Genomic DNA, 26219 nt, shown 5'->3' with positions numbered 1-26219 from the left:
AATACCATGAATAAAAACGCAGTAATAAGCAACAACGCAAATCAGGATAATTTTTTTGGAGAGCTCCTACGTACACGTTTCCAGTATTTTGATTCACTTCCTGATACGAGCGGAGTTCCCGCAGGCTGGATCATTGATTATAAAAATGAACTGCATCAATGGAATGGGGCGCAATGGATTAACCTTGCTAATAACTATGTTCATCCGGATTATCCTCTTACCAATAATCCGTTCCAGACAGATCAGACCAGCGGACTTCTTTTGCTAAGTCAGATTCTTACCAACAGTTCCGGACATGTTATCAAAGTAGCAGGAAGAAACCTTACCAATGCAGATATTGTTTCCATTTTCCTGAATGATGCCATTCAGTCGGGAACGTTCACATGGTCGTCAAATAAAATTAAAACATATGTTGAAAACCTTTTAGGACAAAGTCTTACAGGTGCATTGATCTATCAGCCGGGAGGATATGTTCCTTCTGCTGTTGAAGGCTCAATGGCCGCTCCGTCACCCATTACATCAGCCGGCATTAAAGTTGGGATGGTGTGGGTCATTACGGCAAATGGCTGGGTGGGAAATAATCCTGTTTCTGTAGGAGACCACCTTATTGCCAATACGGATGGCGGTTCAAATATACCGGCCAATTATCAGATCATTGAAAAAGGAATTCCGGATATCGTAGATGCTACAGATTCTGTGAAAGGACTTATTCAGATTGCTACGGATGTTGAAGCGCTGGCCGGAAACAATACTACTAAAGCAATGACCCCCAGAGCCACCAAAATAGTTTTGGATGAAAAAATAAAATCAAAGACCTGGCAGATCGGTGATGGTTCCTCCGTTACCTTTGCCATTACTCACGGATGGAATACCTGGGATGTTGACTATGCCTGTTATCGTAATACAGATAACAGAAGAATAAACGTAAGCTTCCTGCCTAAATCTCCACATGATGTACAGATAGATGTTTTGGCACCTCTTACACCGAACGAATACAGAATTACTTTAACTGCAAGATTAGATTAATGATCGCACCGGAATATTTTAACAATCACATCGCTGTAGAAGGCGAAATAATCGTGAATGGCGTTCCGAACGATACAGGTTCTGTATTGGTTTGGAACCCCGTAACGAAAAAGATAAGCACAAGGACACATGCGGAAATAGTTTCTGATTTAAGTGTAATGACAACCAATACTGCACAGGACATTGGCGGCAGGAAAATTTTCTATGTTTCCGGAAATTCCAATCCGGAAGATACCACGTTGTGGACTTATGGAGCCGGTGGCGCAAAAGCCGGCATCGTATTTTACAGTGCCGGAATGGATGCGGGAAAGATTAATTTTGACGGTTTATTTCATTTAAAAAATTTTAATGATACAGGCCATAAAGGTATCGTGGCATCTGAATTCAGAAAAGCAAATTCTGATGATAGTAAAGTTCTGTTGGGAGGTGGAGGGGAAAAATCAATTTCAGATTTCTCTGCAAATAGCCACACTCATGATTATCTATTTAAAGACGGGGCATATCTGGCAGATGTTCACGGTTTATTTGAAAATAATAAGTTTAAGTTTATTACACGGGTTGATCAAAGTTCGGCAAATTTATTTCCCAGTAAGCTCAATTCAAACTCAATACTCAGTATCGCATCGCATGATGGAGACTATGGAAACTTGTTAGGGTTTAATAGTGAAAACCAGATGTTTGTAAAGTCGATTAGTGGCGGAAACTGGAGCGGTTGGGAGCAAATAGCGTATAAAAGCTGGGTAGCATCACAATTAAATAATTTAACAGGTAATTATGTGCCTTTTAATGGGGCTTCACAAAATGTTGATCTTAATTCTAAAAATCTCTCAAATGTAGGACACTTTCAAAACTCCGGGTCAATAATTAGCAATAATATCGCTTTATCCGCATTTGCAGGTTGTTATGGAGGATACCAGTCGAATCCTTTAATTAAAATTGGAGCACGGCCCGGAAATATGGTAACTTTTACCGTAAAACTGTATAATTATCCATATTTTTTCTATGAGTTTCAGGTTAATATTTATAATTATTTAGGAGATGTTTATGAGCCTACAATTACCTGGAAAGCAGGTGATTCTGCACACATAGATAGAGTGGAGTTTTATAAAGATCCCGCTACGGGAGTTTTCTATATAAGACCCATTATTGAGGTTGCTTATTCCAGAATAGCAATTACAGATGTACAGGCATATGGCGGAGACGACACATTTTTGTCTTCCAGCTGGGATGTTGTTTGGGGAGGCGATGTTACCCCGCTGCTTCTGCAATATACGATACTAAGTACTAATTTTAATGGAGATTCGAGAGTCGTAAATACTCATAAACAACAGCTTATTAATGCAAGAAAGGACTTTAACGGAGCTACCGGAAATGACTATCTGGGAGCTGCGCTGCAGCTGAGAGGTAATGGTCCCGCAAATACCATATTCCCAACCATTGCTTTTCATCAATATGGTTTGTATGCCGGAACTGTTAGTTACAGAGGTGATGCCCAGGGATTTTATTTTACGGATGTTAATGGCAGCGGATTTGAAAACATTACGGCAAGAGGATTCTATAAATATGGGTCTGATAACGGTAAGGTTCTTTTAGGAGGCGGAGATCATAAGCCTTTATCAGATTTCTGGACTCCGAATAATTTTAATCCTAATAGCTATATCCCAACCTCACATCCTGTTTACGGAATCAGTTCCGGTGAAATCAATGAGTGGAGACACTTTGGAGGCTATTGGGATAACAGGAATATTCAGCCGGCACATCTGGGAACTCAAAGATTACAGATGGGCTTTACAAACTGGTTTAATAACGGTGATCAAGCCAGTCATTATGCAGACTACCTTCATTTCGGGGGATATCAGGATTCTTCGGGTGGCAGCCAAAACCTAATTATGTTTAGCAAAGCAGGACCTGGAATCAGACAATTTCAGGGAAGTCCGCAGGGAGTTTCTCCATATAAGTCATATGTTGATTACTGGCATACCGGAAATTTTACACAATCAGAAATTGACAGATGGAACAGTGTAGCGGCAAATTCCAGCAATTTTGTCAGTCTTCATACAGAACAGACCATAATTTCCAAGAAAACTTTTGCCGGAGGCGATGGTAATGGCTATTCAGGTGCTCCTTTAATGGTGAACGGAAACGGCAATACCGATTTGGTTTATCCAACAATATCATTTCATCAGCCCGGATTGTATGCCGCAACAGTAAGCTACAGAGGTAATGGTTTTTACTTTATGGACATCAATGGAAATAATTTTGATTATGTAAGGGCTGCAGGATATATAAAAGACGGATCTGATAATAATTATGTGCTCCTTGGCGGAGGCGGCCACAAAGCGGTTTCAGATTTTTTAACCTCATCCAGCTTAAATGATTATTTACCAAGGGCTGGCGGTACAATGACCGGCATGATCAATTTTGGAAACAATGTTGGCGGAATTATGGGACAGGTTGGTGATAATGATTATTGGCGGGTGTATGGCAATACTGCAGGATCAAATCAGGGCTATCTGGAAATAGCAACGGGTGATGATGGTAACGAACCGATTTATATACGTCAGTACGGTGGCCTTTTTACAAGTCTCATAAGAACAGCTACCCTTCTTGATGAAAGCGGAAATACAAATTTTCCGGGTACTGTTTATTCTCAAGGATTTATAAAAGCCCATTCCGATAATTCATTAATCTTGTTGGGAGGAGGAGGCCATAAGGCTATTTCGGATTTTGCACTGTCTTCTCAGTTAGGAAGTTATGTTACGTCCAATACTACCCAAACCATTGATGCCACCAAAACGATAGGTTTTCAGAATACCATCTATTCGGGATGGGACAGATCATCGGTAGCCAATCCGCAGATGGGGCCTTTTTCCTTGCTTAATCTTGCATTGCAGGGAGCTTATCCATTATATGGAGATGAAGAATTCAGATATGGAGTAAATGGAATAGGAGTTTATAATAATTATGGCAACGGTACAGTCTCCATGACCAGGGAAGCCGCATCTGATCTGCCAAACAGGTCAGGAATACAGCTGAGATTTAATTATAATGGGAATGGAGCTACGCCGGGGTTGGGTGGATTTATATTAGGGTTTAATGCCAGAGCCAATGCTGTGTTTATCCAGAAGTTTATGGCTAAGCTGCCTATAGGCTATTCATTTAACAATGCCGAAAACTATATGGGCGATCATGCTTCAATTAGCTGGCTGACTCCAAGATCCGGAACGGGAAAATGGGAAACCTATGTAAGAGCTGTTATATGTGGTACAGGAAACAGTTTTGGAAACGGAGGTCATGTATATGTTGATGGCCCGGATACGGCAATGGAATTTACTTTGGCTTTTGCTGAAGTGTATGAAATAAACAGTTCTGTCTTTTCCAGAATAAAAGAAACATTCTATGCTAAAAATGAAACGATTGATTTTAATGAATCTGTTGATCCTTTAATTACTGCAGGAGCCGGTTCATGGACCCAGAGAACCCTTCTAAGAAGAGGGTGGGATGGCTCATATGGTGATTTTATTCAATTAAAAGTTCCGGGTTCAGTTGGTAATTCGGCATCATTAATAATAGATCAGAATGGCGGCCTCAGATCTAATTACGGATATTTTTATAGCGATAATTTAATTGGAGCACAGGTACTCAATCCTCAGAAAGAGACTCTTTATCTTGGTAACCCATCGCTACCGCATATGGTATTACAGACCAATACCAATGTTCATTTTGATTATGAAGGAGCCGGCAGAATTTATACATTTAATATAAAAGGAGTTTATCTGGACAGGAATATCAATTTTAATCTTGATAATTCCGGAATTAATTTTTTTGAAGGAGGTAAGATCTACAAAAAAGCAGGTGGTGGAGTCTATATTAACAGAGGAAGCAACGGCATAGATCCAAGGATAGAAAATGCAGATGGATCTGAATCATGGATGATATTGCATGAAGGAAATTATAATCCTTTTAAGAACTTAAGACATGTACCTGCTTTGGAAGATGTTGTAGAATCAGGAATCTACAGGCAGGAAGGTCCTACTTCCGGATATAGTTTCACAACGACTCTAAACCTAAACTCTTCGGATGGAAGGCAACAGCTAACTATTGAAAGAAGCGGCGGGGGAATGAAGTTCAGAGGTTCTTATTACGGTTCCGGAAATCAGGGATGGAGCGATTGGAAAGACGTTATTCATTCAGGAAATATTAGTTCTTATATGAATAGCTATGGGTTTATAAGCCAGTCAGGTTTAAATTCCCAACTCTCAGGATACGCTACTTTAGCAGGGATACAAACCTTTACCAACACGAATACTTTCACTCAAAGTCCGGTAATTCCTAACGGTACTTTAGGATCTCATGCGGTTAATTTAAATCAGCTGAATGGTAAAGCCAATGCCTTGGAAAATGCAGCAGGAATTGGGTTTTCTTCGGGTAATTATCCATCCGCAGACGGTTCGCAATATCCGTACATTTACTTTAATAATGGAGGAACGCAGGCTTACATTGCATTGGCAACACAGGCCTATTTGCAGAATAATTTTTTAAGTACTCCGGATGGTACATCTGTGATGATTCCCGGTGCGGACTTAAACAGCTACTTTAAAACAGGCTTTTACAGAGGTTCCGGATTGGCCAATGCGCCTATGAATAACAGCGGGTGGTGGTATCTGGCAGTTGAAACCCATGACAGTACCTGGGTAAAGCAAACCGCTACTTCATACGGTTCGGGAAATACTCCTAATATTACCTACCAAAGAACAATGGTGGGAGGAAGATGGACTGCATGGGTGCAGATCTGGACTACAGCAGATTTTACGGTCTCTAATATTCAGCAGTGGAACTATGCTTACCAGTACGGATTAAAGCTGAATGAAGAATTTACAGTTCACCAAAATACAGGTCTGGTACTTGCAGATAATTATTTTGGCGGAGAATCCGGAATTATCGACAATCAGACAACAAGGCTTCTTGCTGCAAAACGTGATGAATACTATTTTTATGGTTCTGCCTATGATAATTTTGACGGCTTAAATTTCGATTGTAAATACAGCCTTTTCGGAATGGGAATGCCGTCTAACGGTACAGATAAACTTATTGTAAACGGATCTGTAAAAGCTTTAAATAATTTTAAATCAGATAAAGAAAGACCGGATACACTGTTTATTCCTAATGGAGAAACCGCCGATTTAAGGGATGAAATTATTAATGATGAATCAGAATACGCCATCAGATTAGATCCTCATGAGTACGAAATTGACCAGTCAGGATATCTGGAATTAAATGATAGAAACAGGCTGATCCATATTATTGGTGAACATTCTAAGGATATAATGGTCGTAAACCTTAGGGAAATCTATCCGAAACAACAAATTGTCATTTATAATTTTGACCATAACGGAAACGGTATGGAAGTAAGAATTCAGGGAAATAAAGTATATAATATTGAATCGCGCTGCTTCCTTAGATTATATGTCACTAATTCATTGAGAGTGATTGCAGAACGCCTGCAGCCTTGTGACATGATCTGGTAAGAATAATATTGATAATCAATTATGTAAACAGTATCTTACAAATTATATAAGTTATTTAAATCCTGCGCCGCTTCGAAGAAGCGGTGCAGGATTATTATGTTCATAAAAATTTATAGTCGCTTTTCCATTTAAATCTTTTCAAGCGTAAACCTGAAAGTACTTCCGGCGCCGTATTCACTCTCAACTTCTATATTGCCACCCTGAGATTCGATAAGTTCTTTGCTGATGCTTAGCCCCAAACCCGTACCTTCTTTTTTACTGCCAGGAATCCTGAAATAACGATCAAATATCCGGCTAACATACTTTGGTTCAATGCCTTGTCCCGTATCTTTTACTGAAAAAACAACAACATCATTCACTTCCTGAACCTTAATAATAATTTCGGAATTCTGATAAGAATATCGTATAGCGTTAGAAATCAAATTATTAAGAACCCATGAGGTTTTTTCACTGTCGGCCTTTACGAGTTCAACTCCTTCGCCGATTTTAATGTCCAGGGTAATATTTTTTTGCTCTGCAGCTGCTTTATTAGCCTCTACAGCGTATTGTACAATATCTGATATTTTGGATGGGCCGATGTTTAATTTCATGGCGCCGCTTTCCACCTGTGCAATGTTCAACAGTTCCCCGGTAATTTTCAGGAGCCTGTTGGTATCTTCATTAATTCCGTTTACGAGATTCTTCTGGTCGTCATTCAGATTGCCTATTTTTTCATTTTCCAGAAGTTGTAAACCCATTTTGATCGATGAAATCGGCGTTTTAAACTCATGTGAAACGGTTCCTATAAAATTGGTTTTTGCAAGATCCAGCTCTTTAAAAGGGGTAATATTGTGAAGCATAATTACCTGGCCGATAAACTGGCTGTCCTGCTCACCGGTAGGGACAATATTAATATCAATAATGTTCTTTTCAAAATAGCTTTCTTTTCCATGGGCATAGATTTTCATCGGTTCAAGGTCCGGGCTTTCATCAGGATAAAGAAGATCCTTGATAATATTTCGAACCAGATCATTATTCACAGCGACATCCTGGATCAATTGTCCTACGAAACTTTCTTTCTGAAGCCCGGTAATGCTTAATGCTTCATTGTTTACAAACAAGACGCGTTTATGCTCATCAATTCCGATTACAGGATCCCGCATATTATCAATAAGGGTTTCGATGCGTTTTTTACCCTTTAAAATTTTATCAAGCCTGCTTTCAGAATATTCCTGAAGCTTTTCAGCCATGGTATTGAAAGAGTTTGCAAGCTCGCTAAATTCACTGCTTCCTTCAAAATGCACTCTTTCCTTGTAATTCTGATTGGCAATTTGCCGGATGCTCGCCGTAAGCTGCCGCACAGGGTCTGCAATATTGGAAGGAAGATTTACCATTAAAATAAACGCCAGTAAAAAACAGATCATCCCCACCACGGAAATAACGGTAATGGCATTTTGGGCCGTATCATCTGCAACACTGCTTTTATGCTGAATCGCAGACATGTTAAGCTGCATCAGTTCCGTAAGGTCTTTCCTGATGGAAGATTGCAGGCTTGTATTTTCCGGATTATTTTTAAGGCTTGCAAAATGGGTGATGATCTTTTCTGTAGTTTCTTTTTCTCCGGGCTCCGTCACATTTTTTTTCTGCTTTTCGAGATGTTTTTCAAAAACCTGGAAAGCCAACGGATCAGAATTGATTTCCTCCAGAGCAAGCAGCATGTTCCGGGAATATTCCAGCGTATTGTAATTCGCAACAAGAATATTATTGGTGTCTTTTTTCAGTTTTGTGATATTCCATACGCTTAATACGGAAAGCACGACAATCATCACAAATAAAACTCCGACACCGATATTGAGTTTTGTTTTAATTTTCATAGGATAATGAAAGGTTTTTAGTAAAAAATGAAACAATAACACTTTTTACATTTTACTTCTAACTTTTTTCATTCAACTTCTTACTTCTTACTTCTTACTTCTTACTTCTTACTTCTAACTTTTAACATCTAACTTAAAATAACCAAATCTATGTTTTCCTGAGAAAGTTTATTAAGCAGCGTATTGAAAGTATCAGTTGCCAGAATAATCTTCCAGAGGTTCAGATGAGGTTTCCCGATGCAGACGGTGGTGATATTTCTTTCTTCACACTGCGTCATGATAGCATGTGCTATTTTCGTATCTTCAACCTTAATAATTTCCGCACCTAATTCTGTAGCTAATTTAAAGTTATTAATCAAATGTCGCTGCTTGTCTAATGCAATTTTGTCGGACCGTTCGCTTGGAACCTGAACATACAGAAGGTACCATTGGCTGTTGTAATAATTCGCCAGCCTTGCTGTTTTTCTGATTACATTCTTTGCCGTTTTTTCATTAGAGCTGATGCAGGCCAGGAATTTTTCCTTTTTTAACGATTTATGAATCGTAACTTCAGATTCTACTTTTCTCGTTACCTGTGAAGCCACCTCTTTTAAGGCAAGTTCCCTCAACTGTAAAATGCTTTCCGCCCTGAAAAAATTATTTAATGCTGCGTTGATTTTCGTTTTGTCATAAATTTTTCCTGCTTTCAGACGGTTGATGAGTTCTTCAGCGGTAAGATCGATATTTACCACCTCATCTGCCTGAGAAAGAATAGAATCAGGAATCCTTTCCTTTACCTCGATGTCGGTGATCTCTTTTACTTCTTCATTAAGGCTTTCAATATGCTGAATGTTGACCGCAGAAATTACGTTGATTCCCGCATCTAAAATTTCCACCACATCCTGCCAGCGCTTTTCATTTTTGCTGCCTTCTATGTTGGTGTGCGCAAGTTCATCTACAATTACTACTTCGGGACGGAGATTTAAAACTGCCTGAACATCCAGCTCTTCAAGCTCTTTACCTTTGTAGAATAATTTTCGTCTGGGAATGACAGGCAATCCTTCCAATAAAGCGTGTGTTTCTTTTCGGTAATGGGTTTCGATATAGCCTATTTTTACATCAATTCCGTTTTCCAGAAGAGCATGAGCTTCCTGCAGCATACGGTAGGTTTTCCCTACACCGGCACTCATTCCGATGTAGATTTTAAATTTTCCCCGTCTTGACTTTTTGATCAGGTCGAGAAAGTCCTGTGCAGAATTTTTATTCATAACGAATTATCTGTCAAATGTAATGATTTTGAGAGTTGTGAGAAGTGAGAAGTAAGAAGTAAGAAGTAAGAAATGAGAAGAAATGATTAGTAATTTTTTCACTTTTCTCCTTATCTGGTTTTTCACCTTTCACCTTTTACCTTTTACTTTTAACTTCTTACCTTTCACTTCTTACTTCTCACTTTTCACCACCTAAAAGCTTACCGCCAGTGACGTAATTGCCGTAAGGCTGTTGGATTTTAAATTATTGTCCCGGTTCAAAAAGATATCATCTTTACTGCTTAAATTCTTAACTTCTGTTCTCCAGACAAGATTAGGGAGAATCCAGTAATCTGCATTGAAAGAATATCCGAATGTTTTTAATCCGTTTTCAGTTCCCGTTGCAATGATCACACCTTTTTCGTCACTGTAATATTCGCCTCTTGCTGAAAAACTTAATTTTTCGGTTGGAGAGTATTTGGCGATCACTACAGGAGAATACCATACATTATACTGCTCGCTTCCTTTAGCTTTCTGCTCTGCACCGATATCAAAACCTGCGATAAGTGCAAATTTCTGATTGATCTGGAAACTTCCGTACAGGTTGTGGAAATATCTCATTTGTCTGATGCTGTCCGGTTTATCGTTTCCGATGAAAGAGCTGCTGTTTAACGTAATCTTTTCATTAGGTTTAAAAGTTAACTGATGTCCGAAAGCAACCGTGGAATTTCCGTCCACACGTTGAATTCTCTGCCATCCGTTCAGAACAAGACCGCTTACAAACCATTTTCCGCTGTCACTGGTGTAAGAGATTTTTGCTCCGCTTTCAAAATACGGGGAGTTGTCTGCAAGCATACTTCTTGTCAATGTAAAGCAGTCTTTGCTGACAGCACTTTCAAATCCGATGTGTGATGGCATTACACCTGCATCAATCCAAAGGTTCTTGTTTTTTGATATTTTTACTCCAACATTGGCCTCATAGATATTTTTTAAGACATCCGGTTCTGCTGCATAATTGGCATTCATATAAGTTCCGACGCCTAAAGCTACATTCGCTCTGAACCTTTCGGCTTCATAGTTGGCCTTTACAAATCCCAAATTAAGGTTAACCTCATTGTTTCTGTTGTGGCTGTACACAAATCCGGGTCTTGTGTTGTTTTCAGGGTTATTGAAATCATACTGGTAATACACTTCTGCATAACCGGAGATTTTTAGAGGGCTTTTAGTTTCTTCCTGAGCGTGCAGTGCAGAAACTGCTCCAAGCATTACAAATGCAAGTAATGATAATTTCTTCATTTTTAAATTTTATTAAAAGAGGTTAGAAGTAAAATGTAAAAAGATATAAAAGAAAAGTAATCAATGAAAAAGTTTTCAAATACTTCTCACTTCTCACTTCTCACTTCTTACTTTTCACTTCTTACTTTTCACTATTTTCATTTATTACCTTAAACCGTCTAATGCGATATTGAGTTTTAAAACATTGATTTTTTCAGTTCCGAACATGCCAAGGAAAGGTGATTCGGTATTTTTTTCTATAAGTTTGTTTACAGTGTTGATATTGATTTTCCTGATGTCGGCAATTCTTTGAGCCTGAACTTTAGCCGCCTGAACAGAGATATTCGGGTCAAGGCCTGCACCGCTGGCGGTAACGATATCCGAAGGGATTTCAGAACGCTTAACTGTTGGGTTGTGTTTCAAAAAGTTTTCGATTCTTCCTTCCACCTCTTTCAGGTAATCAGGATTCGAAGGCCCTTTATTACTTCCTCCCGCTCCCGCAGCATTATAATCTACAGCGGAAGGCCTGGACCAGAAATATTCATCCTTATCAAATTTCTGTCCGACATTGGCGTAATAGTAAGAAGTTTTTGGTGAAATGTTAGAAGCTTTTCCGGACTGCTTACTTTTAACATTTGACTTTTCACTTAAAATAATTTCTCCCTTTCCGTTATTGGGAGCAGCCTGAGCTATTCCGTAGATTATAAAAGTATAAATTCCTGAAAAAAACACAGCACAGAACAGTGTTAATCTGATGGCTGGTAAAATATTCTGTTTCATAGTTTTGAATGTTTGGTTTTAATAGTGAGAGGTAAGAAGTTAGAGGTAAAAAGTAAAATGTTGAAGCACTGTAAACAAATTTGACTTTTCACTTTTTACTTTTCACTTCTCACTTTCACAATAATGTTATAAAATAAAATGGACATGATTAAGAGTAAGAAGTTAGCGGTAAGAAGTAAAATGTTGAAGTGCTGTAAACAAATTTGACTTTTCACTTTTTACTTTTCACTTCTCACTTTCACAATAATGTTATAAAATAAAATGGACATGATTAAGAGTAGGAAGTTAGCGGTAAGAAGTAAAATGTTGAAGTGCTGTAAATAAATTTGACTTTTCACTTTTTACTTTTCACTTCTCACTTTCACAATAATGTTATAAAATAAAATGGACACGATTAAGAGTAAGAAGTTAGCGGTAAGAAGTAAAATGTTGAAGTGCTGTGAACAAATTGACTTTCTACTTCTCACTTCTCACTTCTTACTTTTCACTTCTCACTTTCACAATAATGTTATAAAATAAAATGGACACGATTAAGAGTAAGAAGTTAGCGGTAAGAAGTAAAATATTGAAGTGCTGTAAACAAATTTGACTTTCTACTTCTCACTTCTCACTTCTTACTTTTCACTTCTCACTTCTCACTTTTTAAATAAAAACGGCAACGATTAAATCGATTAATTTAATTCCGATGAATGGGATTAAAACACCCCCCAAACCGTAAATCAAAAGATTTCTTCTCAATAATGCGCTTGCTCCGATCGGTTTGTAAGCAACACCTTTCAAAGCTAACGGAATCAGCATTGGGATTACAATCGCGTTGAAAATTACTGCGGAAAGAATCGCTGATTCAGGAGAGTGAAGTCCCATAATATTAAGACCTTGCAAAGCCGGAATTGAAGCAATAAACAATGCCGGAACGATCGCAAAATATTTGGCAACGTCATTCGCAATACTAAAGGTTGTCAATGTTCCACGGGTCATCAATAACTGTTTTCCGATTTCAACGACTTCAATTAGTTTAGTCGGGTCGTTATCAAGATCCACCATATTACCTGCTTCTTTTGCAGCTTGGGTTCCACTGTTCATGGCTACGCCTACGTCTGCCTGAGCTAAAGCTGGAGCATCGTTGGTTCCGTCACCCATCATGGCTACCAGTCTTCCTTCCGACTGTTCTTTTTTGATGTAATTCATTTTATCTTCAGGTTTTGCTTCTGCAATAAAATCATCGACTCCGGCCTTTTCTGCAATAAATTTTGCAGTCAGCGGATTGTCTCCTGTTACCATGACGGTTTTAATACCCATTTTTCTCAGACGGTCAAAACGTTCTTTGATTCCCGGCTTGATGATATCCTGAAGTTCTATAACCCCAAGAGCTCTTTCATTCTCTGAAACCACGAGCGGTGTTCCTCCGTTCTGCGAGATTTCTCTGACTTTCTGCTCAACCTCTGCCGGAAATAGATTGCCCGAATTTGTAACAATATTTTTAATTGCGTCAGCTGCGCCTTTTCTGATTCGTGTGTTCTCATAATCAATACCGGAGCTTCTTGTTTCGGCTGTGAAATTGATGTATGCAGGTGAGAAGTGAGAAGTTAGAAATGACAGTTCTTCCTTCACAATACCTTTTGTATCTAACTTTTCACTAAGTTCTATGATGGATTTTCCTTCCGGAGTCTCGTCTGCCATAGAGCTTAATACAGCTGCTTTTATTAAAACTTTCTCATCAACTCCATTAGCAGGATAGAAGTTCGTTGCTTTTCTGTTTCCGATTGTGATGGTTCCTGTTTTGTCCAACAAAAGAACGTCAATATCTCCTGCCGTTTCTACCGCTTTACCACTTTTGGTGATCACGTTGGCTCTTAAAGCTCTGTCCATCCCCGCAATACCGATGGCTGATAACAATCCTCCGATGGTTGTTGGGATCAAACAAACGAATAAGGAGATAAATGCTGCAATGGTTATCGGCGTATTGGCATAATCACCGAATGGTTTTAAAGTAACCGTTACAATAATGAAAACCAATGTGAATCCTGCCAACAAAATGGTTAAGGCAATTTCATTCGGTGTTTTCTGTCTGGAAGCACCTTCTACCAAAGCAATCATTTTATCAAGGAAGCTTTCTCCCGGTTCTGTTGTTACCTTTACCTTAATTTTGTCTGAAAGCACTTTTGTTCCTCCGGTTACACTGCTTTTATCTCCGCCAGATTCACGGATTACAGGAGCAGATTCTCCGGTGATGGCGCTTTCGTCAATTGTTGCCAAACCTTCAATGATTTCGCCATCAGACGGAATGATATCTCCAGCTTCACAAACAAAAACATCACCTTTTTTTAATTGGTTAGAAGTTATAAGTGAAAAGTCAGAAGGTTCCAGGGCGAAGAGATTTTTCACATTTAACACCTCACTTATCACCTTTTTAGCGGGCGTTTCTTCTCTTGTTTTTCTTAAAGAATCCGCCTGAGCTTTACCTCTTGCTTCAGCAATGGCCTCTGCAAAGTTGGCAAAAAGAAGGGTTATAAATAAGATCAGTGTTACAATGATATTGTAAACCAGGCCTCCCTGGCTTTGTTCACCCAATGCAATCCAGATACATACTCCGGCCATAACCAAAGTTCCGATGTACACCATAAACATCACCGGATTGCGGAACATTTTTGAAGGGTGCAGTTTTATAAAAGATTGTTTCAATGCCTCGTTGATTAATTCTGCCTGAAACAAATTGTTATTTCCTTTCATTTTTTTATTTGTTAGAAATTATATGTTAGAAGTGAAAAGTTATTGTTAGAAATGGAAAGTGATTGTTATAATGTGAAAATGATTTGGATAGTTCTTATCTTTTTACCTCTCAGCTCTTCTTACTTTTCACTTTTCACTTTTCACTTTTTACTTCTTACTTCTTACTTCTTACTTCTTACTTCTCACTTTTAACTTTTTACTTATATTTATTTTTTTAAAAACATTTTTGATGAAACCTCATAGAAACTTAAAGGCCTGGAACGACAGCATTTTATTACTAAAAGATTTATACCTGATTACTAAATCTTTTCCTAAAGAAGAACTTTTCGGCATTACTTCGCAGATGCGGAGAGCAGCGTTATCAATTCCTCTGAATATTGCTGAAGGAGCTGCAAGAACCAGCAAAAAAGAATTTGTAAGATTTCTTGATATTGCTATTGGTTCGATTGCAGAACTTGACACCTTGTTTATCATTTCAGTAGAGTTAGAATTTTTATCTGATGAAGATTTTAATTTGCTAAATCACAAGCTTGAAACCATTGGTAAACTTGCTTATGGTTTGAAAAGAAAATTGCTTAGTGAGAGGTGAGAGGTAAGATGTTAGTAAGAGGTAAGAGGTGAGAGGTAAGAAGTAAGATGTAAGAAGGATTGGGATGTTTTGTATGGGTTGTATGCCTTTAACAGCTAGCTTTTCACATTTCACTTCTCACTTCTCACTTTTTACTTTTTACTTCCCCATCACATACTAAAATATTCTGCGAGTGGTCCTAAAGCCAGGGCAGGGAAGAATGATAAAGCTGCCACGATAGCAATTACCGCAAATACCATTAAACCGAATGTCGCTGTATCTGTTTTTAAGGTTCCTGCACTTTCAGGAATGTATTTTTTAGCGGCAAGACTTCCTGCAATAGCTACCGGGCCGATAATTGGTAAATATCTTGCCATCAACATCACGATTCCGCAGGCAATATTCCAGAACGGGTTGTTATCTGCCAATCCTTCAAAACCGCTTCCGTTATTGGCACTGGATGAGGTAAATTCATACAGCATCTCACTGAAACCGTGGAACCCAGGATTATTTAGCCAGCTTCCGTACTCATCGGGATTGTGCGCAACCATAAAACTGGAGATGGCAGTACCCACAAGAATTAAGAAAGGGTGGAGCAGCGCAATAATCATGGCAATTTTCATCTCTTTAGCTTCAATTTTCTTTCCTAAAAATTCAGGGGTTCTTCCTACCATCAATCCACTGATGAAAACAGCAAGTATAATGAAAATATAAAAATTTAAGAAACCTACCCCAACACCGCCATAGAAAGCATTCACCATCATTCCGAGCATGGTATTCATTCCGGAAAGCGGAGTCAGAGAATCGTGCATTGCATTCACAGAACCATTACTGGTTACAGTGGTGTTGATGGCCCAGTAGGCCGAAGCAGCCGGTCCGAAACGAACTTCTTTTCCTTCCATACTTCCCAAATTCTGAGCGATTCCCATTTTTTCGATCGCAGGGTTTCCGTTCATTTCATTAATAACCGTTGGTGTTAATAATAACAGGAATCCTGCAGTCATTACCCCGAAAATTGTCCATGCCAGTTTTTTTCTTCTTAAAACATACCCCATTGCAAATACCATGGCAATAGGAATCAGCATAATAGAAACAGTTTCTACGATATTGGTGAAATAACTTGGGTTTTCCAGTGGATGTGCAGAGTTTGGACCGAAAAATCCGCCTCCATTGGTTCCCAGCTGTTTAATAGCCACAAATCCGGCAACCGGACCGCGGCTGACTTCCACCTGATCTCCCTGTAAGGTTGTGATGGTGTCTTTTCCTTCAAAAGTCATCGGAGTTCCGCTGAAAACCAACAGAGAAGCTACCACTACAGCAATAGGAAACAAAACTCTGGTGCAGGTCCTGATAAATAGAAAATAAAAATTCCCCAATTTATCAGTCGTTCTCTCTTTCATCGCAAGGAAAACCACAGCGGCAATTGCAATACCGCAGGCTGCAGAGATAAACTGCCAAAGCATTAAGGTTAATTGTCCCAAATAAGATAATCCGGATTCCCCCGAGTAATGCTGAAGGTTGGTATTGGTAACGAAGCTCACTGCTGTATTGAATGCCAAATCCCCACTCATGGAAGGGTTATAGTCCGGATTGAGCGGTAACCACTCCATATTGGTGAGCACAAACATGGAAATGAGAAACCAAACCGCGTTAATGGTAAGCAAAGCGGTAAGATGCTGTTTCCAGTTCATTTCCTTTTCAGGATTTATCCCGGAAATTTTATAAAATAATTTGTCGATGGGATTAAAAATTCCATCCAGCCAGGTTTTTTCTTTAGTAAAGATCTTTCCCATATATCTTCCCAGCGGAATTGCAAGCAAAACCACGAGCGTATACATAAGAACAATTCCTGTAATTTCTGTATTCATTTTTTTAGATAGTTAGATGTTGTAAATAATAGGTAAGTTGTGATTAGCTGTAATAAAAGCATCAGAGGACGTCTCACTTTTCACCTTTCACTTTTTACCGGTTTTAAAATTTTTCCGGTTTCACCAGGACGTAGCATATGTAGACAAATACGGCGATGGCGATGATAAATAATGCAGTCATATTTTTTCAAAATATTTTACGGTTAGAAAAAAGAGTACAAAAAGTACAATACCCGCGATGGTTAATACAAGTGTCATGTTGTTATTGATTAAAAATTCTGTATGTAATTGCGAAACAGACCAAAAGGCCGTAGAAGATTGCTAATAAATGCCAGGATTGAAGTTTCCTGTACACTCTGATTTTCCATTTTTGCATAACGAAACAATTATTGTTATGCCATAGTATTTTCAAATGCCGGTCCAGTTGAGATTTTAATATGTAAAATATTGATTTTTAGTATATTAAAATTTAATGTAGATTCTAAACAACAGAAAACCCTTTCATTTTGAAAGGGTTAATGCTGTTATTATGAAACGGTTTTATTTGGGTGAGAAGTGGTAATTAAAGTGAGAAGTGAGAGGTGAGAAGTGAGAGGTGAGAAGTGAAAAGTGAAAAGTAAGAGGTGATACGGTGAAATTCGCTACAATATTTATTGCGTCTTCCATTTCATCCCTCACTTCTCACTTCTCACCTCTCACCTCTCACCTCTTACCTCTCACCTCTTACCTCTTACTTCTTCCCCCTACTTAATCTGATATTCTTCTATTTTCCTGTATAATGTGGTAAGCGCGATGCCTAAAAGTTCTGCCGTTTTGGTTTTGTTTCCATTCGCATAGTTCAGCACTTTTTGGATATGAATTTTTTCTGCACCTGCCAGCTCAAAAGCCGAAAGTATTTTACCTTTTACATTGATTTCCTGGTCATATTGAAAATCCTGAGGGAGCGATTCTGCCTGAAGTTCATCTCCATCGGTAAGAATAGTGCTTCTTTCTATGACATTGCGGAGTTCACGGATGTTTCCTTTCCAGGGATGTTTTTTCAGAGCTTCTCCGTACTCTTTTGAAAAGCCGGATATTTTTTTGCCGGTTTTTAAAGAAAAGTTCTTCAAAAAGCTGTACGTAAGATCTTCGATATCATTCACTCTTTCCCGAAGCGGCGGAAGATGCACGGTAAAAATATTGATCCGGTAAAAAAGATCTTCTCTGAAGTTTCCGTTTTCAATTTCCTTTTCGAGATCACGGTTGGTTGCTGCGATAATCCTTACGTTGATTTTCGTGGTTTTGCTGTCTCCTACTTTTAAAAACTCTCCGGATTCCAGAACACGTAATAATTTAGCCTGAAGATCCAGAGGCATTTCACCAATCTCATCCAGGAAAACGGTCCCTTTATCGGCCTCTTCAAAAATTCCTTTTGAATCTTTTACTGCTCCGGTAAAGGCTCCTGCTTTGTGGCCAAAGAGTTCATTCTCCAATAGTTCTTTGCTGAATGCGGAGCAGTTTACGGCAATAAAATTATACTTGGTACGGTTGCTTGCATTATGAATGGCGTTGGCAAAAACTTCTTTTCCGGTTCCTGTTTCACCGGTAAGCAATACCGTCGCATCGGTGGTCGCTACTTTTTTAGCAGATTCTATTGCAGATTTTATTTTTTTTGAATGTCCTACAATCGATTCAAATGAATGTTTGTTACCCAGCTGTTTTTCGAGCTGGGAAATTCTTTTATTGAGAGAAACTTTTTCCAGTGCTTTATAGACCAGAGGAATGATCTTATTATTGTCGTCGCCTTTTGTAATATAATCAAAAGCCCCGTTTTTAATGGCCTGAACACCATCCTGAATATTGCCGTAAGCCGTTAAGAGAATAATTTCCAGCGACGGATATTTTTCTTTTACTTTTTTCACAAAATCCACGCCGCTGCCGTCCGGAAGCTTTACATCACATACGGCAACATCGATCTCACTAAACTCGAGTCTTTTCATTGCATTTTTGAGATCTGAAGCCTGGAACACTTCATATCCTTCTAGGCTCAGAATTTTGGATAGGAGGGTTCTTATTTTTTCTTCATCGTCGATGACCAGTATCTTACTCACTGCTGTTATTTTATTTACAAATTTAAAATTATCTTTTTAATGGTTGAAAGTTAAATACTCTTGATGCTTTAATAACCATATGATAGGCAAAATCAGCAGTTCTCAATTAAAGAACTGCTGTTCAGCAACAATTAAAACATGATTTATATAAAGTAATTATTTCTATATCCTTTTTATCTTAAATTTCTCTATGTGGCACTTAACAAAGATATAGCTACAGATATTCCAGAATTACCGCTGCTATAAAAACACCCGCAATTACAATAATATGGATGAAATATACTTCTCTTTTATGTACTTGGGAAATTTTTCTCCATTGTTCCCAGCTTCCTTTTTTCCTGATTTTCATAGCCTTACTTTTTCATAGCCCTGATTTATAAACCTGCTGTAAGTATCTATTATTGATACCGTCCGAAAGCAGTGAAAAAATTAATTTTCGTTTCTCACTTCCACAGTTGAAAGTTATACTGTCCAGGGCATAGACAAATACATTTTCTATGGCAATTTTAAGAGATGCATCTCCTTTGTCATATAATTCATTCATCTTTTGTAGCGCGTTTGTAAGTACTTTTTGATTTTGATCCTGAATTGTATTTCTGATCTGCCGTGTAAAAGTACTGATTACCACAAAAGAATTATTCGCTTTATACACGGATTTAAATTCTTCTTTACAAGAAGGAAGCGCAAGACTGATCTCTGCAATGGCATCCTGATAATTCATAATTTTTTTTAAAAAGGTATGCCAAGATCTGTTCCTTTTTCTTTTAATTGATTGCAAATGAGAGTTTTGTGTATTTATGTTTTTATTTTTTAACTAAAAAATATATCAAATTGAAAGGGTATTAATAGTATTCTGAAAGAGATATGTTGTTATGAAATAAAAAATATACTGTATCATACAATAAAGATTTTGTTACTGCAATTATTTAAAAATCCCTTACACTGAGTTCATAAGGGATTTAAACACACATAAAATACTATAAAATTATTAGCAATATATTGGAAAATAAGCTTTTACTATATGATTGCCGTCAATTTATCTAATTCATTTAAGAATGATCAATACTGTTAAGATGTTGTGGTTGGATGTTTACACCTATTAAAAAAGCGCGATGAAGCCACCACAAACAGTTCATTGAAAGGCATAAAAAACCATGATATTGAGAATTTTACTCAAAATCGTGGATTATGATGGTAGAGTTTAATATTAGTTTCTTTAAGAATTCGGTGAGTTGATTAAGCATGATAATTGCATTTTTATGCTATATTTATTGTTTAATTTTAAAGAAAAACGATTTACTTATATTTGCCCTGCAAAGCCCATTCAAATGTTCAAAAAAGTTTTTACACTATTTATTATTAGCTTTTATACGGTTTTCTGTTCGGCTCAACAGGTTCGACCTTTAAAATCATCTGAAATCTATCGTGAACTCAAAACACTCAAAAACCTGCCTAAAGTGTTATACCTAGCGGCTCATCCCGATGATGAAAACACAGGGCTGCTGTCATGGCTAGTTAACGATCAAAATTTAGAAACAGGCTATTTGTCTTTAACAAGAGGTGATGGCGGCCAGAATTTATTAGGAACCGAGCAGGGTGCTGCATTAGGCTTAATCAGAACACATGAATTATTAGAGGCAAGAAAATTAGATGGCGCCCAACAGTTTTTTACCCGCGCGATTGATTTTGGCTTTTCCAAAAATACTACCGATACTTTTAAACAATGGGACGAAAACAGCATTATCGCTGATGTAGTGTGGGTAATCCGTAAATTCCGTCCCGATGTGATCATCTGTCGTTTTCCGCCTACGGCTGCAGCGGGCCACGGACAGCATGCGGCTTCGGCGGTAGTTGCGGAAAAAGCTTTTCAACTGGCAGGAGATAAAACGGCTTTCCCGAATCAGCTAAAATATCTTAAAGTATGGCAGCCCAAACGCATATTGTGGAATACGTTCCGGTTTGGTTCTGTGAATACCACTGCTGAAAATCAGCTGAAAATCACGGTCGGGCAATATGATCCACAACTGGGAATGGGCTATGGTGAGCTGGCCGGAATCAGCAGAAGCCTGCACAAAAGCCAGGGCGCCGGAACACAATCTGTAGCCGGAGTTAAAACGGAATATTTTTCCCACGTTGCCGGTGAGCCTGCCAAAGCAAATCTTTTTGACGGAATCAGTAAAACCTGGACTCAAGAAGGAAGCCCGGATATAGACCAATCCTTAGATAAAATTATTTCTGATTTTAATTTCAATCATCCCGAAAACAGTTTGCCTGCTTTGCTTGCATTGAGAAAAAAGGTAATGGCATTAAAGGATTCTGACTTGAAAAAGGATAAAATTAAATCTCTTGATCAGATTATTCTAAGCTGTGCCGGTTTTATGGGCGAGATGATTACCAATCAGCCTGAAGCGGTTGCCGGAAATCAATATAATTTCAGGTTAAATGTAATTTCAAGAGCTGAAAATCCTGTCGTTTTAGAAAACGTAAAATGGCTCAATACATCAGAAAACATTAACAGGAAACTTTCAAAAGATTCATTAATTATCATTCAGCATGATATTCAGATTCCTGAAGATGCAGCTCTTACAGAGCCTTACTGGCTGGCAAAACCGGCTGTGAACGCAGCAACGTTCTCTGTTCCGAATGATACATTAATTGGTTTGCCTGAAACAGAATCACCACTGAATGTTTTGTTGGATTTAAAAATCGGTTCGGAAAAATTTCAGGTGAAGCTGCCTTTATCTTTCAAAAAATTAGATCCGGTTCGTGGTGATGTGGTGGAACCTTTGCGTATTGTTCCGGCATTGGAAGTAAAATTTATACAACCGCTTTACCTGGTTAAAGAGAATGAAGATTTAAAGGTAAGTTTACAGGTTAAAGTAAATTCAGACAGACCGTTCCGCAATGGTAAAGTAAACCTGATGTATAACGGAGAACGCTTAAGCGGCGGTGATCTGCAATCGTTCAATGGAAAATATGTTACTGTAGATTATACAATTGCCAAAACGAAGCTGGCTTCAATACCATCCAATCGACTGCAATTGGATGCTGATTTTGTTGTCGATGGAAGACCTTATAATAAAAAACAGGTGTTAATTCAGTATCCGCATTTACCTTCCCTGCAATATTTTGCACCAGCGTCAGTAACCATAATGAAAGGTGATATTCAGTTGAATGTTAAAAAAGTCGGTTATATTGAAGGTGCGGGAGATTTTATTCCTGAGTTCCTTCGTATGGCAGGCATTCAGGTTGAGGTTTTAAAAGACGAAGATTTTTACGGCAAAGCAGATGAATCCGGAAGCGGTACTCAAAATAAGCTGTCGCAATATGATGCCATTGTAATGGGGGTGCGTGCCAATAACACAGAGAAAAATCTGGGCAGATGGATGCCTTTTTTATGGGCTTATGTGAAAGCCGGAGGCAATCTGGTGATGCAGTATAACACCAATCAGGATGTAACCGTTGATCAGTTGGGAATATATAATTTCCGTATTGCCAATAAGCGCGTTACCGAAGAAAATGCTGACGTTAGCTTTTTAAACCCGAATCATAAATTGCTGAATTTCCCGAATAAAATTACGCAAAATGATTTCAACGGCTGGGTACAGGAACGTGGTGCTTATTTTCCGGATCAATGGGATGCGGCGTATGAACCGCTTTTCGAAATGCACGACACAGGTGAAGAGCCGCTCAAAGGTTCAACATTATATGCAAAGTACGGAAAGGGCAATTTTATTTATACACCGCTGGCGTTTTTCCGACAGCTGCCTGCCGGAAATGTAGGCGCCGCAAGATTATTTTTAAACTTTTTATCTGCACAGAAAAACTGATGAGTAAGCAACTTAAAAATTGGAAGATCTGGTATCTGTTATTAGCATTTGCTTTAGTATTGCAGATCGTATTGTATTATTGGTTTACTAAATTCTGGGCATGAGTACGATCGATTGGACAGTTCTTATATTTACTTTGGTTGCGGTGGTTGTTTACGGCGTTTTTATCGGGCGTGGACAAAAAAGCAATGCATCTTATCTCAAAGCAGATAATAAAATGCCGTGGTACATTGTGCTCATCGGGATTATGGCAACACAGGCAAGTGCGATTACCTTTCTTTCGGCGCCGGGACAGGCGTATACGGATGGAATGCGTTTCGTGCAGTACTACTTCGGGCTGCCTTTGGCGATGATTGTGATCTGCATTACCTTCATCCCGATTTTTCAGCGGTTGAATGTGTATACGGCTTACGAATATCTGGAAAACCGTTTTGATAAAAAAACAAGAGTGCTTACTTCACTGCTTTTCCTTTTTTCCAGAGGGTTGTCTACAGGAATCAGCATTTATGCGCCGAGTATCATCTTATCCAGCGTGTTAAACTGGAATATTTATTTAACCAATGTTTTAACGGGCGGAATTTTATTGATCTACACCTATATTGGCGGAGCAAAAGCGATTGCGCACACCCAGAAATTACAGTTTCTCATTATTTTGGGAACCATGGCTTTTGCAGGGTATCTGCTTATTCAGAATATGCCGAACGGAATCGGTCTAAAAGATGCGCTTTACCTTGCCGGGAAATCAGGAAAGCTGAATGTCATCACCACAGAATTCGACTGGAAAGACAAATACAACATCTGGAGCGGAATCATTGGCGGATTTTTCCTGGCACTTTCTTATTTCGGGACCGACCAGAGTCAGGTGGGAAGGTATATTACGGCGAAAGATAACACCAATGCCAAAATGGGATTACTGCTGAACGGTTTGGTTAAAATCCCGATGCAGTTTGCCATTCTTCTGATCGGGGCTTTGCTTTTCGCTTTCTTTTCCCTGAAACCGGCTCCGATTTATTTTAACGAAAGATCTTATCAGCATTTAAAAGAAAATCAACCTGAAAAAGCTGAGGTATTCGAAAAAGAGCATCAGGATTTGCAGGCAAAATTTAATTCGGAATCGAAGGAAATTCTGAAGCTGAAAGAAACAAATGCTCCACAGCTGGAAGCAAAGATTCAGGATTTTAAAAATACGCAGGCTCAGGTAAAAGCACTGCACGGAAGGGTAGAGGAAGCGATCAACAGCTCAAATTTTAATGCCGAGAAAACGGATACCAATTATATTTTCCTGTATTTCGTGAAAAATACGTTGCCTGTCGGAATGATTGGGTTGCTGTTTGCGGTGATTTTCCTGGCGAGCTGGGGTTCTATTTCGGCAGCGCTGAATTCTCTGGCGGCCTGTTCGGTAAAAGATATTCACCTGATTTTTAAAAAAGAAATTCCGGACGAGAAAACCGAACTGAAGTACAGCCGTCTGCATACATTAGCGTGGGGGATTTTTTCCATCGGGGTTGCCATGTTTGCCACGCAGATGGGTTCGCTCATCGAAGCGGTGAATGTGTTGGGTTCCCTTTTCTACGGTCCGATCCTGGGGATTTTCCTCGTGGCGTTTTACTATAAAAAAATCGACGGGCAGAATGTATTTATTTCAGCCATCTTAGCAGAAATTACGGTCATTGCCGTGTATCAGTTCGATATTATTTCGTTTCTGTGGCTCAATGTGATCGGTGCGGCGGCGGTTATTTTATTTTCAGCAGTCGGGGTATTGTTTTATAAGCCGAAAGCAGTAAATTCGTAAGCGGACAATAAGAGCTTGCTTAAAGTTATAATTTATTTTTACCATTAAGAAGTTAAGCTTCTTTAGCTTAAAAAACTTAATAAAAATCAATGTATTGATTTCTTAATAGAATCAGTTTAACTAACTTAAATTCTTAATGTTAAATTTAAAAATAAGCAAAGTTTATTCAATTTAGAAAATTAAGAAAAAGCTATAAAAGTTTTATTTAGTAATATTTAAACAGACTTTAAGTCTATTTAAGTTTTATATTTAAACGCAATTTACCATTAAGGATTAAGCCTCTTTAGCTTAAAAAGCTTAATAAAAATCAAGGTATTGATTTCTTAATAGAATCAGTTTAATTAACTTAAATTCTTAATGTTAAATTTAAAAATAAGCAAAGTTTATTTAACCACAAACGCAAGTTCGGCGCAGTCAAAGTCACAAAAGATGATCTGAACTTTTATTTAAAATGAGTGATTTTTTATAAGCCGAAAGCAGTAAATTCGTAAGCAGACAATAAGTGCTTGCTTAAAGTTATAATTTATTTTTACCATTAAGAAGTTAAGCTTCTTTAGCTTAAAAAACTTAATAAAAATCAATGTATTGATTTCTTAATAGAATCAGTTTAACTAACTTAAATTCTTAATGTTAAATGTAAAAACAAGCAAAGTTTATTCAATTTAGAAAATTAAGAAAAAGCTATAAAAGTTTATTTAGTAATATTTAAACAGACTTTAAGTCTATTTAAGTTTTATATTTAAACGCAATTTACCATTAAGGATTAAGCCTCTTTAGCTTAAAAAGCTTAATAAAAATCAAGGTATTGATTTCTTAATAGAATCAGTTTAACTAACTTAAATTCTTAATGTTAAATTTAAAAATAAGCAAAGTTTATTTAACCACAAACGCAAGTTCGGCGCAGTCAAAGTCACAAAAGATGAGCTGAACTTTTATTTAAAATGAGTGATTATAAAAGATTGCAATGGCTAAAAAAATCTACGATTTTTATGCTTTTGAGAGCTTACCTATTTTAATCACAGGATGATAATGATCTTTTGTAACTTTTGCGGTTAATGCTGAATTAAGTTTAAACAATTATAATCATAAAATAAACAAACAAATAAAGTGTTATGAAAACAATTTTTAAATCTGCTACCGTTCTTGTTGCTGCGATGACGATTTCTGTCAATGCCTTTGCACAGGAAGCTAAAAAACCGGCAAGTCCTGCAATGACGGCTACAGGAAAAATCAAAGATGCCAACATTACCATCAACTACAGCAGTCCTTCTGTGAAAGACCGCAAAATATGGGGCGACCTGGTTCCTTACGATAAAGTTTGGCGTGCAGGTGCCAATGAAGCGACGACTTTTGAAACAAGCAAAGACATTACCGTTCAGGGTAAAAAACTGCCTGCCGGAAAATACAGCTTTTTCTTAATCCCGAAAGAAAGCGGTTTGTGGACTGCCGTTTTCAACAAAGAGCCCAAACAATGGGGCGCTTACAAATACGAACAGGCGAAAGATGCGTTGCGTGTAGATGTCAATGCGAAAACCTTAAAGACAAAACAGGAAGCGTTGGTCTACAAGATCAACAAAAACGGATTTACCATGGATTGGGATCAGATCTCGGTTCCTGTGGAGGTAAAGTAAGCTTGAATATGAAATTTGAAAT

16 protein-coding genes are annotated in these 26219 nt (G+C 38.1%); 6 read left to right on the top strand and 10 right to left on the bottom strand.

Translation table 11 applies throughout. The annotated features are described in order from the left end of the window. Positions 1–6 precede the first annotated feature (6 nt). Positions 7–1026, top strand: a complete 1020-nt coding sequence (locus BUA76_RS07230) for a hypothetical protein (protein WP_072884134.1) — start codon at positions 7–9, stop codon at positions 1024–1026. Then, positions 1026–6554: a pyocin knob domain-containing protein gene (locus BUA76_RS07225; RefSeq protein WP_072884132.1), complete on the top strand. Its 5529-nt coding sequence runs from the start codon at positions 1026–1028 to the stop codon at positions 6552–6554. Before BUA76_RS07230 ends, BUA76_RS07225 begins: the two co-directional genes overlap by 1 nt. A gap of 128 nt (positions 6555–6682) precedes the next feature. Here the strand turns inward: BUA76_RS07225 and BUA76_RS07220 are convergent, their stop codons facing one another. The 5 genes from BUA76_RS07220 to kdpB form a co-directional block, all read right to left on the bottom strand. Then, positions 6683–8407: an ATP-binding protein gene (locus BUA76_RS07220; protein WP_072884131.1), complete on the bottom strand. Its 1725-nt coding sequence runs from the start codon at positions 8405–8407 to the stop codon at positions 6683–6685. A 128-nt stretch (positions 8408–8535) separates the two neighbouring features. Beyond that, on the bottom strand, positions 8536–9654 hold the full coding sequence (locus BUA76_RS07215; protein ID WP_072884130.1) for a histidine kinase: 1119 nt from the start codon (positions 9652–9654) through the stop codon (positions 8536–8538). Positions 9655–9846: 192 nt separating this feature from the next. Continuing rightward, the gene (locus tag BUA76_RS07210; protein WP_072884129.1) at positions 9847–10929 is read right to left on the bottom strand and encodes a porin; all 1083 of its coding nucleotides are present in this window, start codon (positions 10927–10929) and stop codon (positions 9847–9849) included. Between the two features lie 144 nt (positions 10930–11073). After that, positions 11074–11688, bottom strand: a complete 615-nt coding sequence (locus BUA76_RS07205) for a K(+)-transporting ATPase subunit C (RefSeq protein ID WP_072884127.1) — start codon at positions 11686–11688, stop codon at positions 11074–11076. 642 nt (positions 11689–12330) lie between these two features. Next, positions 12331–14418 (bottom strand): potassium-transporting ATPase subunit KdpB, encoded by a 2088-nt coding sequence (gene kdpB / locus BUA76_RS07200; protein ID WP_072884126.1) that lies wholly within the window; start codon positions 14416–14418, stop codon positions 12331–12333. A gap of 229 nt (positions 14419–14647) precedes the next feature. Here kdpB and BUA76_RS07195 point away from each other — a divergent pair, with 229 nt between their 5' ends. Beyond that, positions 14648–15007, top strand: a complete 360-nt coding sequence (locus tag BUA76_RS07195; protein ID WP_072884125.1) for a four helix bundle protein — start codon at positions 14648–14650, stop codon at positions 15005–15007. Positions 15008–15156: 149 nt separating this feature from the next. Here BUA76_RS07195 and kdpA read toward each other — a convergent pair whose 3' ends face one another. The 5 genes from kdpA to BUA76_RS07175 form a co-directional block, all read right to left on the bottom strand. Beyond that, positions 15157–16854, bottom strand: coding sequence for a potassium-transporting ATPase subunit KdpA (gene kdpA / locus BUA76_RS07190; protein WP_072884124.1), 1698 nt, complete (start codon positions 16852–16854; stop codon positions 15157–15159). A gap of 103 nt (positions 16855–16957) precedes the next feature. Then, positions 16958–17035, bottom strand: a complete 78-nt coding sequence (locus BUA76_RS07185) for a potassium-transporting ATPase subunit F (protein ID WP_072884257.1) — start codon at positions 17033–17035, stop codon at positions 16958–16960. Positions 17036–17597: 562 nt separating this feature from the next. Continuing rightward, entirely contained in the window at positions 17598–18944 is a 1347-nt protein-coding gene (locus tag BUA76_RS07180) for a sigma-54-dependent transcriptional regulator (RefSeq protein ID WP_072884122.1), read from the bottom strand. A gap of 214 nt (positions 18945–19158) precedes the next feature. Then, entirely contained in the window at positions 19159–19293 is a 135-nt protein-coding gene (locus BUA76_RS19450; protein WP_262484270.1) for a hypothetical protein, read from the bottom strand. Positions 19294–19305: 12 nt separating this feature from the next. Continuing rightward, complete coding sequence (locus BUA76_RS07175) at positions 19306–19665, bottom strand: DUF7674 family protein (protein WP_072884121.1); 360 nt, start codon at positions 19663–19665, stop codon at positions 19306–19308. Between the two features lie 607 nt (positions 19666–20272). On the opposite strand from BUA76_RS07175, the gene BUA76_RS07170 reads away from it, so the two are divergent. From BUA76_RS07170 to BUA76_RS07160, 3 genes are all read left to right on the top strand, one after another. Beyond that, positions 20273–22774: a PIG-L family deacetylase gene (locus BUA76_RS07170; protein ID WP_072884120.1), complete on the top strand. Its 2502-nt coding sequence runs from the start codon at positions 20273–20275 to the stop codon at positions 22772–22774. Between the two features lie 100 nt (positions 22775–22874). Continuing rightward, positions 22875–24566: a sodium:solute symporter family protein gene (locus tag BUA76_RS07165; RefSeq protein ID WP_072884119.1), complete on the top strand. Its 1692-nt coding sequence runs from the start codon at positions 22875–22877 to the stop codon at positions 24564–24566. 1112 nt (positions 24567–25678) lie between these two features. Then, positions 25679–26197 (top strand): DUF2911 domain-containing protein, encoded by a 519-nt coding sequence (locus BUA76_RS07160; protein WP_072884118.1) that lies wholly within the window; start codon positions 25679–25681, stop codon positions 26195–26197. The last annotated feature ends 22 nt before the right edge of the window (positions 26198–26219 follow it).

The sequence above is a fragment of the Chryseobacterium takakiae genome (genome assembly GCF_900129385.1).
Classification (GTDB): Bacteria; Bacteroidota; Bacteroidia; order Flavobacteriales; family Weeksellaceae; genus Chryseobacterium; species Chryseobacterium takakiae.
The sequence above is the reverse complement of the archived record's forward strand: the minus strand, read 5'-3'. Positions and strand labels throughout refer to the sequence as shown.